12 protein-coding genes and 1 other RNA gene are annotated in these 11,927 nt (G+C 65.1%); 10 read left to right on the forward strand and 3 right to left on the reverse strand.

Annotation, left to right across the window (positions count from 1 at the left end; genetic code table 11):
* Nucleotides 1-171 precede the first annotated feature (171 nt).
* Together ssrA and ABE423_RS08715 are read left to right on the forward strand one after the other, a co-directional pair.
* Nucleotides 172-564: a transfer-messenger RNA gene (gene ssrA, locus ABE423_RS08710) on the forward strand.
* Between the two features lie 343 nt (nt 565-907).
* Nucleotides 908-2,413 (forward strand): S8 family serine peptidase, encoded by a 1,506-nt coding sequence (locus ABE423_RS08715; protein WP_223224726.1) that lies wholly within the window; start codon nt 908-910, stop codon nt 2,411-2,413.
* 48 nt (nt 2,414-2,461) lie between these two features.
* Here ABE423_RS08715 and ABE423_RS08720 read toward each other — a convergent pair whose 3' ends face one another.
* A complete protein-coding gene (locus ABE423_RS08720) occupies nt 2,462-3,895 on the reverse strand; it encodes an MFS transporter (RefSeq protein WP_346485748.1) in 1,434 nt (477 codons plus the stop codon).
* Between the two features lie 108 nt (nt 3,896-4,003).
* Between ABE423_RS08720 and soxR the strand changes: the two genes are divergently transcribed.
* Entirely contained in the window at nt 4,004-4,474 is a 471-nt protein-coding gene (soxR, locus tag ABE423_RS08725; RefSeq protein WP_049423593.1) for a redox-sensitive transcriptional activator SoxR, read from the forward strand.
* A gap of 93 nt (nt 4,475-4,567) precedes the next feature.
* On the forward strand, nt 4,568-5,053 hold the full coding sequence (locus tag ABE423_RS08730) for a hypothetical protein (RefSeq protein WP_346485751.1): 486 nt from the start codon (nt 4,568-4,570) through the stop codon (nt 5,051-5,053).
* A 14-nt stretch (nt 5,054-5,067) separates the two neighbouring features.
* Here the strand turns inward: ABE423_RS08730 and ABE423_RS08735 are convergent, their stop codons facing one another.
* Nucleotides 5,068-5,529, reverse strand: a complete 462-nt coding sequence (locus tag ABE423_RS08735) for an isoprenylcysteine carboxylmethyltransferase family protein (protein ID WP_346485753.1) — start codon at nt 5,527-5,529, stop codon at nt 5,068-5,070.
* A 153-nt stretch (nt 5,530-5,682) separates the two neighbouring features.
* Here ABE423_RS08735 and ABE423_RS08740 point away from each other — a divergent pair, with 153 nt between their 5' ends.
* Entirely contained in the window at nt 5,683-7,704 is a 2,022-nt protein-coding gene (locus tag ABE423_RS08740) for an alpha/beta fold hydrolase (protein ID WP_032128277.1), read from the forward strand.
* A gap of 74 nt (nt 7,705-7,778) precedes the next feature.
* Here the strand turns inward: ABE423_RS08740 and ABE423_RS08745 are convergent, their stop codons facing one another.
* Nucleotides 7,779-8,471 (reverse strand): alpha/beta hydrolase, encoded by a 693-nt coding sequence (locus ABE423_RS08745; RefSeq protein ID WP_125895148.1) that lies wholly within the window; start codon nt 8,469-8,471, stop codon nt 7,779-7,781.
* A gap of 98 nt (nt 8,472-8,569) precedes the next feature.
* Between ABE423_RS08745 and ABE423_RS08750 the strand changes: the two genes are divergently transcribed.
* The 5 genes from ABE423_RS08750 to ABE423_RS08770 all read left to right on the forward strand — a co-directional run bounded on the left by ABE423_RS08750 (nt 8,570) and on the right by ABE423_RS08770 (nt 11,854).
* Nucleotides 8,570-9,502, forward strand: a complete 933-nt coding sequence (locus tag ABE423_RS08750) for an AraC family transcriptional regulator (protein WP_346485755.1) — start codon at nt 8,570-8,572, stop codon at nt 9,500-9,502.
* 70 nt (nt 9,503-9,572) lie between these two features.
* Nucleotides 9,573-10,445 (forward strand): glyoxalase III HchA, encoded by an 873-nt coding sequence (gene hchA / locus ABE423_RS08755; RefSeq protein WP_032128274.1) that lies wholly within the window; start codon nt 9,573-9,575, stop codon nt 10,443-10,445.
* Between the two features lie 5 nt (nt 10,446-10,450).
* Nucleotides 10,451-11,155 (forward strand): PA1136 family autoinducer-binding transcriptional regulator, encoded by a 705-nt coding sequence (locus ABE423_RS08760; RefSeq protein WP_346485758.1) that lies wholly within the window; start codon nt 10,451-10,453, stop codon nt 11,153-11,155.
* Nucleotides 11,156-11,242: 87 nt separating this feature from the next.
* On the forward strand, nt 11,243-11,476 hold the full coding sequence (locus ABE423_RS08765) for a hypothetical protein (protein ID WP_032128272.1): 234 nt from the start codon (nt 11,243-11,245) through the stop codon (nt 11,474-11,476).
* Nucleotides 11,477-11,611: 135 nt separating this feature from the next.
* Nucleotides 11,612-11,854 (forward strand): hypothetical protein, encoded by a 243-nt coding sequence (locus ABE423_RS08770; protein ID WP_049462602.1) that lies wholly within the window; start codon nt 11,612-11,614, stop codon nt 11,852-11,854.
* Nucleotides 11,855-11,927: the final 73 nt, after the last annotated feature.

The following is an 11,927-nucleotide window of genomic DNA, read 5'->3' on the forward strand; positions in this document are numbered from 1 at the left end:
AATTCGAGCACGGCGTCCCAAGGGATCGCAACGTGCCAATCAGCTGGGAGACGGACGCTCACCCGCGTGACTGTTCAGGAAGATTGCCGTAAGATCCGTCTCGTTGGGCAGGGTCAGTGTCAGCTTTTATGACGGCATTGGCCCCAAAGCCTTGCAATGCTTGAAGAAACCGGGGGTGCATTGGTTTCGACGGGGGTTGTGAAGTCGCCTGGCGCATGCCGAGGGGGTAGCTTTCCTCGTAAATCCAGCTGCAAAACTCTAGTTGCCAACGACGACAACTACGCTCCGGTCGCTCTCGCAGCCTAAAAACTGCGGTGCGTGACCTTCTGCCGAATTAGGCGGAGCCTCGAAACTGCTTGTGTCCATGCTCGCAGCGTAGAGTCATTATCATGGAATCGCGCTGGGCGGCTGCCTGTCAGTCCGGCACTAGAACACAACAGGCTGGTTCCCGGGTGCGCTTTGCACACCGTGCTGCTCGGGGATGAGATTCAACGGTGAGCTAAGCATGTAGTGCTGGGGATGGAGTGCCTTCGGACGGCGGTTCAATTCCGCCCACCTCCACCAACGAACGGTTCGTCAAGGACCGGAGAAGCCCGGAAATTCCACCAGCGTGGGTTTCCGGGCTTTTTTATTGGCTGCTCTACGCCGCTGCGAAGTTCGACGCCCCGGCGCAATCGCGGTCCGATGCCGTCAAGCAATGTCGGCAACCGCCATCTTCTCTCGCTTTCGACATCACTAAACCACTTCAGAAATTTCCCACCCTCTCCTTGGGGGGGATGTGTCCGCGAAGCCGTTCGTCCTTGGTCGCCATCAAAAGGAGACCACGGGACACCTGCACCCTTCACATCCAAGCCGAGCCCGAAGGGCACGGCCTGTTCGACACATCTTCCACAAAGGAACTGTATCCATGCGTACGTCGCTTCGGGTTTCCCTTGCCAGCGCCATCACCCTGGTCCTGGCCAGCGCCCCCGCCTTCGCCCAACCCACCGAACGGGTATGGACGCGAGGCATGGCCAGCAACGAGCAGTACAGCAGTTTCATCGTCAAGTACCGGGACGGCAGCAGCAAGCGCGTCTCCGCCACCACCGCGCAGGATGCGCTGAAGAAGCGCCTCGGCGTCCAGCAGCGCAGCAAGCGTTCGATCGGCAACGCACCGCCAGCAGCCGCGTCCGTAACCCATCAACGCCGCATGGGCGGCGGGGCCGACGTGGTCACCACGGACAAGCCACTGGACCTCCCGGAAGCGCAGATCCTGATGCAGCGCATCGCCGACGATCCGGACGTCGAGTATGTGCAGCCGAACTACATGATGAGCGCATTCGCCACACCGAACGACCCACGCTACGGCGAGCAGTGGCACTACAGCAATCCGACCAGTGGCGCGCGCCTGCCCGGCGCGTGGGATCGCTCCACTGGCCAGGGCGTGGTGGTGGCTGTGGTCGATTCGGGCTACCTCAACAACAACGACCTGCAGGCCAACCTGCTGCCGGGCTACGACATGATCTCGTCGACCCGTCCGTTCAGTGATTGGCAATGCATCATCGGCGGAATGAATCCCGGCTGTGGCGGCTCCGACGATGGCGATGGACGCGACGCGGATGCCTTCGATGCCTCGGGCATCGCACACGGCACCCACGTCGCTGGAACGGTCGCTGCGGTGACCAACAACCAGATCGGCGTGGCCGGCGTGGCCTACAACGCGAAGGTCGTGCCGGTACGCGTACTCGGCAACCAGGGCAATGGCGGTTCCGCCGACATCATCGATGGCATGCTCTGGAGTGCCGGCATCAACGTGCCCAACGTCCCGGCCAATGCGAACCCGGCCGAAGTCATCAATCTCAGCCTGGGCGGCCGCCGCGCCTGCTCGCCGGCCGAGCAGGATGCAATCGACGACATCACCGCGCAGGGCACCATCGTGGTGGTCGCCGCCGGCAACAGCAATCTGGATGTGTCCGAGTTTGCTCCGGCGAACTGCAAGGGCGTGATCGCGGTGGCTGCCAACGATCAGGGCGGGCGACGCGCGTTCTACTCCAACTATGGCGCAGGCATCCATATCACCGCACCCGGTGGTGAAACCTGGTCCTGCCGCGCGTCCGTCGGCGAGTTCCTGCCGCTGGCCACGCCGCCTAGCCAGGCCAACTGCGCCCCGACCCGTCAGCATCCGGCGCAGGGCATCCTGTCCACGGTGGGTAACAACGCCTTCGACTTCATGTCCGGCACTTCGATGGCGGCGCCTCACGTCGCTGGCATCGTCGCGCTGATGCAAGCGGTGGCGCCGGTGCCAAAGACCACCGACCAGGTCAAGGACATCCTGCGTCGCACTGCGCACCCGATCGCCGCAGCGAACTGCCCGGGTGGCTGCGGGCCAGGCATCATTGACGCGGCCGAAGCCGTGAAGGCAGCCAGCAACTGATGGCATGGCGCAGCGGCCCGGCAAGGTCGCTGCGCCCTCCTCCGTTCCTCAGTTCACGTCTGCCGGAAAGCGGCATCGCTTCACCAGCAGCATGCCCAGCATCGGCGCCAGCGCGAAGGTGGCAAACAGCCACCGGGCCGCACGCGCGGTTCCCTCGGCCCCGCCCGGCTCGATCAGTCCCGCTGCATTGGCGACCATCCCGGCAAGCGCTGCCCCGGCCGCGGTGGCGAACAGCTGGATGGTGGTGATCGACGCACCGGCGCGCTCCTGTTCCTCCGGCGGTGCAGAGGTCAGAACACGTGTCAGCAGGTGAGGCCAAGCCAGACCCACGCCGATCCCGATGACGGCCAGCGCCACGCAGATCGGCACCATCTGCAACCACGTACCGCTGCCCGCAGCCGGCACCCGCAGCGCCAGCCCGATCATGCCCACCCACCCCAGCGCCGGGCCGATCATCAACGCCCGGTCAACGGCGCGCCCGCTGAAGCCGGAGCCGACCAACGACCCGAGCGTCCAACCGGCCGCCATCAGCGCCGCGAGGTAGCCCGCAGCAAGCGGTGATTGCTGATGCAGCACCTGCAGGAACAGTGGCACGAAGACCTCGCCGCTGGTGATCATCACCACCAGCAGCGACATCAGCCCATACAACGCGGCCAGCCGCGAGCGGAGCCGGAGAGCGCCGGAAGGAAGCAGCGTCTGCTTCGCTCGGGACTCGATCCTCACCAGCACCACTGTGAGGAACACGGCCATCACGATGCCGATGAAATTGTTGACTGCGCTCGAGGATGTACTGCCAAGGGAGACGCTGATGACGGCCAGGGTCAGCAGCAGGATCTGCAGCCACGGGACCGAAGACCTGGCCGCAGCTGAAGACGATGCCTCCCTCTGCGGAAGGACGTTCGACGCCAGCAGCGCGAACAACACGGCAACCGCGGTGACCGACCAGAATGCGGCCCGCCATACGCCCCATTCGGCGAAGACGCCGCCCACCGCAAGTCCGATCAACGTCGCCACGCCCCACATCCCCGAAACCAGGGCCATCGCGCGGGGCCAGAGCGGCTCTTCGAACGCGAGCCGGATCATGGCGTAGGCCAGTGCGAACAGGAAGCCGCCGCCGACACCCTGCACCAGCCGCCCCACCAGCATCATCGGCATCGAGGTCGCGAGCGCGCAGATCACGGCACCGGCTGCGAAGATGAGCGTCGCCAGTGCATAGCTTCCACGAGGCCCGGCACGTTCAAGCAGCTTGATCGACAATGCCGACCCCAGGATGGACGCGACCACGAAGAGCGTGGTGTTCCATGCGTAGAGATCCAGGCCACCGATGTCCTCCACCACGGTTGGCAACATGGTGGTGGCGATGTAGACGTTGACCGCATGCAGTGCGACCCCGCCCGCCAGGGCAAGTGAGCGCACTGCATTGCGGCCGGACAGGAGATCGCCCCAGCGGGTGCCGGGGACGGCGATGCCTTGCTGTTCCATTTTCGTTCAAACCTATGATTCATGACCTGCAGCCCAGGGTTCACATGCAGGAAAAAGGGAACTGCCTTATAAAACCTCATGTATTGATGAGGTCAAGGAACCCCGGCCATGAAGATCGATGTCAGCGTTCCGCTTTCCGTGGGCGAAGTCGCGCGTCGCAGCGGGGTCAGCATTGCCACCGTCCACTTCTATGAAGCCAAGGGACTGATCCATGGTTGGCGCAACAACGGCAACCAGCGCCGCTACCGCCGCGACGTGCTGCGGCGCATTGCCGTGATCAAGGTCGCACAGCGGGCGGGCGTTCCCTTGGCCACGATCAAGATCGCGCTGGATGATCTTCCAGCCGAACGGGCGCCCAGTTCGAAGGACTGGGCAAGGCTGTCCAGCAACTGGCGCGACATGCTGAACGAGCGCATCCGCAGCCTGGTCCAGCTGCGCGACCAGCTTGACGGCTGCATCGGCTGTGGTTGCCTGTCACTGAAGGACTGTCCGTTGCGAAACCCTGGCGACCAGTTGTCACAACGCGGCGACGGCGCCGTCTTGCTTGAATCGGACGACGGCGACCGGGGCGTGCCATGATCCGTTGCTGCACGCGGCACTGACTGGAACATCGCACAATGAGGCGGCATCCTCCGTCCGCGTTGCTGCCCACTACCTACAGAAGGACCTGCGATGAGAACCGTGATCATCACCTCTGCCCTGCTCCTGGCTGCTTGTGCCGCGACCCCGGCTGCGCACGCGGCTGCACCCGCCATCGCGCCGCCCGGCACCGCAACACTCGAAGCCCTGCTGGCCTGCAAGGCAGGCTCGACCTTCAGCGAAGCCGAGGCCATCGATGCCCTGCAGGCAGCCGGCCTGGCCAGAAAGCCTGGCGGCACGTTCGAGCCGGAAACCACGCCGGTCGCCCTGTTCGGCGGTACCGTCACCCATGCCGACGTGAATGTCGCCGAGGGCGAGAAGAGCATCTTCGTCTACTTGAACGGTGTCGACCCGAAGCGCCTGGCCAAGACCTGGTCGGTGACCACGGTCAACGAATACGCCAACACCGAAGCACCGTCCTACGTGAAGCGCATCGACAAGCGCCACACCCTGCACGTGATTGCCGGTGACGATTACGAAGGTTATTCCGCTGCCGTGAAATGCCAGATCACACCGTGACTGCCTGACCCGCGCTAGAGCCAGCGCCATACGCGCTGGCGGAAGGCTGCGTATGCCTCCGGAAAGCGGGCCGACAGTGCCCGCTCTTCCGGCATGATCTGCCATCGGTTGATGTACAGCACGAACAGTGGCACGGCCAGCAGTGCGGTCAGATTCTGCAGGTACAGCATGGCACCTGCCAGGACAGTGGCCTGGCCCAGGTACGTCGGGTTGCGCGTGTAGCGGTACACGCCGTGCGTGACCAGCACGCTCGACGTCGCTGGCCGCAGGGGGTTGACCGTGGTGCCCACGCGCCGGAAGGCCAGCTTCGGCAGCAGGTTCAATACCACGCCGAAGGCCATCACCAGACCCGCAAGCAACTCCGGCACGGGTAGCTGCAGCGCCGCGCCCGGCAGCCATCGGCTGCCCATGTAGCCGATGGCGGCGCACAACAGCATCACAAGAGGCGGAGGAACACGGGTCTCAAGCCATCGCATCGCAGCCCCGCATTCATCCTGTTCACCCCAGTGTCACACGGGAATGCCTGAATCGCCCGGTTGGCGGCATTTCCGCGTTCCAAACCGACCGCCCGGTATCTTCCGCTTTGACATGCCGACCGCTAGAGTGGCGCCACCGCGCAGGAGGATCGTATGGCAACCACGGGCTTGGGCTTCATCGGCCGCACGACCCTCATCATCACCGTGCTGCTCACCCTGGGCGGCTGCGCGACGTTGCGCCAGTTCGGGCCGTCGGTGCAGGTGGCCTCGGTCACCCCCGGCCAGTACATCGCCCTGAAACGCGGCGACATCCTGACCACCGGCAAGCTCAGTTCGGCCACCATGGAAACCCTGCGCGTCGCCGGCCTCGACGAAGGCGTCTGCGCCAAGCCAGGCCTGCCCTGCATCGAGGCCATGGAAGGCAGCATCGTGGTGCGCGAGGAGGACAAGCGCTCCAGCCTGGCCGAGCTGTGGCTGCAGTATGCGATGACCTTGCCCGCGCCCAAGCGCGAGTACTCCACGTCAGGCCGCGCCAAGAGCGCGATCACCGAACTGGATGCGGACTTCCAGCCGCGCCTGGACGCGTGGATGCAGGTCGCGCGGCAGGCCTACGCCTACCTGTTCTTCACCGAGCGCACGGCCAACCAGCGCGGTTTCGAAGACCGCCAGACCCAGGTGCGCGACTACTACAACCTGGCCGTGCAGGAAGCCTCGGTACAGTTGTACAACGCCTATGCCACCGGGCGCGTGCATGGTGAAGCCAGCCACTTCCAGCTGGGCCGCTGGACGTTCGTGCTGGCGCCGTCGGGCCAAGCATCACCGCTGGATACGCGTACGCCCACCGAACTGGTACCGGCAGCCTCGCTGTCGTTCACCGGCACGCTGCGCAGCGTGCATCGCCGCGATGGCTTCGGTGCCGAACTGGTGGCCGTGATGGATGATCCCGCCGCCACTACGGCCACCACGCCGCCGGCCACCACAGCCGCCGCGCAGGCCACCACGCCCGTCACGCAGAGCTGGAGCGAGATGCCGTCGCCATCGATGACGGTGCTGCTGCGCTTCTCCGGAAAGAACCTGTGGGAAGTACTGCACGACGACGAGCCGGAACTGGAGATCCACGATCCCTACCAGGTCACGGAAGTCACCCTGCATGGGCAGCAGGTGCCATTGGCCGCGAACTTCACCGCAGGCTACGCACTGTGGCTGGCGCGCTCCAATTTCAGCCACCAATCGCTGCGTTCGCTGTTCGGTGGCAAGGGCGGCATCGACACGCCGCATCTGTACATGATGCAGCCCTACGACCCGAACCGCCGCGTGCTGCTGATGATCCATGGCCTGGCCAGCAGCCCGGAAGCCTGGGTCAACGTCGCCAACGAGCTGATGCGCGACGACGAGATCCGCCAGGACTTCCAGGTCTGGCAGTTCTACTACCCGACCAACATGCCCATCGCGATGAGCCACGATGCGATGCGCCACACGCTGGATGAGGTGTTCAAGCACTTCGACCCCAGCGGCAAGGCGCAGGCCTCTCATGACATGGTGCTGGTCGGGCACAGCATGGGTGGGGTGATCTCACGGCTGATGGTGTCTTCTTCCGGCGACCACCTGGTAGAGACCCTGCTGGCGACCGCACAGATGACGCCTGCGCAGCAGGAGCTGCTGCGCACCAAGGGCGCGCCGGTGCTGACCTTCCTGCCGGAACCGGAAGTATCTCGCGTGGTATTCATTGCCACACCGCACCGCGGTACCGATGTGGCGAGCACCCGCCTCGGCCGCTGGATCGGCCGCCTGGTACGGCTGCCACTGACCGTCCTGGAGGACGTGGCCACCATCGCCAACGACGGCAAGATCGATCGCAACGACGGCAAGCACGGCTACCAGATGAACAGCATCCAGAACCTGGACAAGGACGATCCCTTCGTGCGCGCCGTGGCCGACCTGCCGATGGCACCGAAGGTGCGTTACCACTCGATCATCGCGCGCGCCAAGGCAGATGGTCCGCTGGAAAAGACCGACGACGGGCTGGTGCCCTACTGGAGCTCGCACCTTCCGCACGCGGATTCGGAGAAGGTGATCGTGTCCGGGCACAGCGTGCAGGAAGCCACGCCAGCCATCGTCGAACTGCGGCGGATCCTGCATGAAGACATGCAGGAGCACGACCGGCAGAACAAGTAACGCAAGCGTGGCGGCATCACGGCAGCAGTGCTCTGGCGGGCCGGGACACCGCCACTGAGGCATGACCGGCGTACTCAGCCTTGTCCGTGGGCCGCAGCGTCGGTGATCAGTTCGGCCACCGCTACCGGCTGCGATGCCAACGAAGCATGACTGGCGTCCAGCGTAATGCTGGCACGTGGCTGCATGCGGGCCGCCATGCGCCGCTGGTTGTCAGGGTGGATCATGTGGTCAGCGCTGGAGACCTGGTACCAGCTCGGCTTGTGTCGCCACGCCGGGTCACTGACGGCATCACCGAACGTGCTCGCCATCGGCGCCTTCTGCGTGACCGCCATCACCCGCGCCTCGTCGGCCTGCAGGTCCTGGCAGAAACTCTCGTGAAATTTTCCGGGCTGCAGCCACAGATAGCCGTCGCTGTCCGGCGCCAGATTGGCCGCCGCCTGCGGCAGCTGTTGCTCGGTAATGCCACCGGGACTCTCACCCGCATCCGGCGCGAACGCGGCGATGAACACCAGGCCGGTCACGTTGGGTTCGTTTCCGGCTTCGGAGATCACCGCGCCACCATAGGAATGACCGACCAGCAGCACCGGCCCCGGGATCTGGCGGATCATGCGCCGGGTTCGCTCTGCGTCGTCGGCCAGCGACGTCAATGGCAGTTCCACGGCATGCAGGTCGTGGAAACCCCGGCGATCGAGCTCCAGGATCACCTTGGACCAATGCGCGGCGCCACCCCAGAAACCATGAACCAGAACGATGCTTGGCTTGCTCATCTTGCAGAACTCCTCACTTGGATGGGATCGTTGCCCGACAGCCACCAGCGCTGCCTGAAGCCACCCGACCAGACTACGGATCGCCACTGCCAGCGGCGATGCACGGACTCCTGAAAACCATGCCAAGGCTCCACACCACCGAATCGCTCCAGGCCGGATCCGATGCCTTGTTTGCGATCTTCCAGTCCTCGCGCATGCACGGCGGCGACATCACCCGCCACGTCGTGCAGCCCGATGGAACCCGCATCATTGCCGAGGGGCGCGGCTGCTTCCATTTCATCGAACAGGGCACGGCACGTCTGCATGCGGATGCAGCGGTCGTGCCACTGCAGGCCGGCGAGCTGCTGTTGATGCCGCATGGCCGGACACATCGCATCGACTGTGCCGGCGAAGCTCTGCGGCCCGTCCATCTGACCACGGCATCCTTTGGATTTGACGGCCCAGGCAGCCAGTTGCTGCTTGATGCCCTGCCCGGCTGGCTGCATGTCCCCGGGGTGGACCGGATGCCAAACGGATTTCCCGCCAGCTCGGCCGATTGGGTGGCGGTTACCCTGGGCGCGATCCAGGTTGAAGCGGCCCGGCCCACCCTGGGCAGTGGGCTTATGCTGTCACGCCTGCTCGACCTGTTGTTTGTCTGGACGCTGCGCTACTGGCTGGGAACCTCCAGTCCACACAACTGCCAGCGTCTGCATGCGCTGGCCGACCCATTGATCGGGCGGGCACTGGCGTTGATGCAGGCACACCCCGCACAGGCATGGACGGTCGAGTCTCTGGCGGCAAGCCTGAATCAATCGCGCTCGAATTTCGCGCAGCGGTTCAGCCTGGCCACTGGCATGTCACCCATGCGCTATCTCGCTGGATCGCGGCTGCAACTGGCCGCAGAGCTGCTGCGCAGCGGAAACCGGCGGGTTTCTCAGATCGCCGGAGACGTCGGGTATCTCTCCGAACCGGCATTCAGTCGTGCTTTCCGCCGCGCCTTCGGTATGAGCCCGAATGCCTGGCGCCAACAGGTGGCAACGTCGCGCGAATGAGGGGAAAACCCTCATCGCCTGTACGCATCCGCCCTTCTATGCTGGCTCCACTACCCCACTGGAGGTCCGCATGAACACGCAAGAGCCCAGCCGCCACCCCAGCCCCGATCCGGCCGAGCGCGACGCCTTCTTCCCGTCGCCGTACTCGCTGTCACAGTTCACATCGGCGAAGAGCGACCTGTCCGGCGCCGACTATCCCGACGCGCGCCGCGATGGCCGCTGGAAGGTGCTGATGATCGCTGCGGACGAACGCTATCTGCCCACCGCCAACGGCCACTTGTTCTCCACCGGCAACCATCCGGTGGAAACCCTGCTGCCGATGTACCACCTGGACAAGGCTGGCTTCGACATCGATGTGGCGACGCTGTCCGGCAACGCCGCCAAGTTCGAGTGGTGGGCGTTCCCGCATGAGGACAAGGAGATCGGCGGACTGTACGACCGCTACGAAGCCCGCTTCCGCCAGCCACTGCCGTTGGAAGAAGTGGTGGCAGGCCTCGATGCCGCGTCGGACTATGCAGCCGTGTTCATTCCCGGTGGCCACGGCGCCCTCATCGGGCTGCCGCAGAGTCGCGCGGTAAAGGCGGCCCTGCACTGGGCGATGGCCGAGCAACGTCACATCATCACCCTCTGCCACGGCCCGGCCGCATTGCTGGCCGCAGGCGTTGACGAGGCCGAGGGTGGCTCGCTGTTCCGCGGCTACCGCATCTGTGCCTTCCCCGATGCGATGGACCGGCAGACGCCAGAGATCGGCTACATGCCCGGGCAGCTGCCGTGGTTCTTCGGTGAGCGCCTGGCGCAGCAGGGCGTGCAGATCGTCAACGACGGCATCGATGGCAGCGTGCTGCAGGACCGCCTGCTGCTGACCGGCGACAGCCCGCTGGCCGGCAATGCGCTGGGCAAGCTGGCCGCGCGCACGCTGCTCGACGCATTGGCCGGGCGCTGACTGGCGTGAGCGATCTGGTGCAGGCGTTGCTGGAACTGGAACGCGCCCGCTCACTGAGTACGGTGGGCGCGGTACTGCGCGGCATCTGTGCACCGCTGGGCTACGACCGCGTGCTGGTGTTCGCCACCGGCACGGGGTTGGAACGCGGTACCCAGCGCGTGTACTGGATCGAGGGCGACTGGTTCGGCGACGGCAGCACTACCGACCTCGCGCGCTACCTGCACGCCTGTCCGGTCAATCGCCACGTTCTGGACAGTGACGCGCCGTTCTTCTGGAGCAAGCGCCAGGGCGTTCGCGGCGAACGCTATCAGGTGGTAAAGCAGCCACGTGGTGAAGGCCTGCACGGTCTGCAGGTGCCGGTGTTCGGCACCACAGGGCTGGAAGGCGCGATCAGTTTTGCCGGGACAGCGATCGATGCATCGGCCAGCGCGCGACTGCTGCTGGATGCTGCTGCAGCTGCAGCATTCCGTGCCGCACGCCGGCTTTCCGAGACGCCCACCGAGCTTTCCGGAATAGCGTTGAGCACGCGCGAACGCGAGGTGCTGCGCTGGGTCGCCGCCGGCCGTCGCCAGGCGGAAATCGCGGCCACGCTGGGGCTTTCCGCCCGTACGGTGGAGAATCATCTGCGACGCGCGCGCCAGCGCCTGGGCGTGGCAACCACCGCGCAGGCGGTGCGTGCTGCCAGTCGGCGCGGCGAGATCGAGGACTGATCCGGGCAAGACACTTCCGGCGCTCTGGTTCGCGTGTTACACACGCCATGCGCATGTGCGCGATTGCAGAAAGCAAGGACGATGCTTATGAAACTGCAACTGGCCGCGATGGCCGCGTTGGTGATGGCAACGGCAACCCTGGCTCCGGTGGCGGACGCCAATGCCGGGGGACCGAAAGAAAATGTGTCGTGCGTGCCGGTGAAAGTGGACCACAACCGGGTCCACCAGCACTGCACGGAAACCTACACCGATGAGTTCGGCAACGTGTACGAAGCCGAGTACTGGATCGACGAGTACGGCAACCCTTACCTGCGCGACTGAGCCGGCAGGGGACTGCGCCGGGCCGCCCGCCGGGCCGGCGCGCATGCAGCAGCTGCCGCTCGGGTGCATGCTCTACCCGGGGGTAGTTGCACGACACCGCGCAGATGCGCGATTGCAGACACAAGGATGATGCCCATGAAACTGCACCTGGCCTCGATGGCCGCACTGATGTTTGCCGTGGGAGCTCTCTCCACGCCGTCCCAGGCCACCGCCGGCGGTGGTGGCGGTGGTCCGGAGAACACGAACTGCGTCCGGGTCAAGATGGGGCCCTATTACCATCAACGTTGCGAAGTGACGTACTTCGACGAGGACGGCACTCCCTACATCCAGGTGTACTGGATTGACCAGAATGGCCAGTGGTACCTGCCCGCCGACTGAGCACCCATGACCTCCTGATCGCGCCCGCGCTATCCGCCGGGCGGGACCTTCACCGCCCGCCCGGCATCTTCCA

This window comes from Stenotrophomonas sp. TWI1409, from assembly GCF_039673015.1.
Lineage (GTDB): Bacteria > Pseudomonadota > Gammaproteobacteria > Xanthomonadales > Xanthomonadaceae > Stenotrophomonas > Stenotrophomonas maltophilia_A.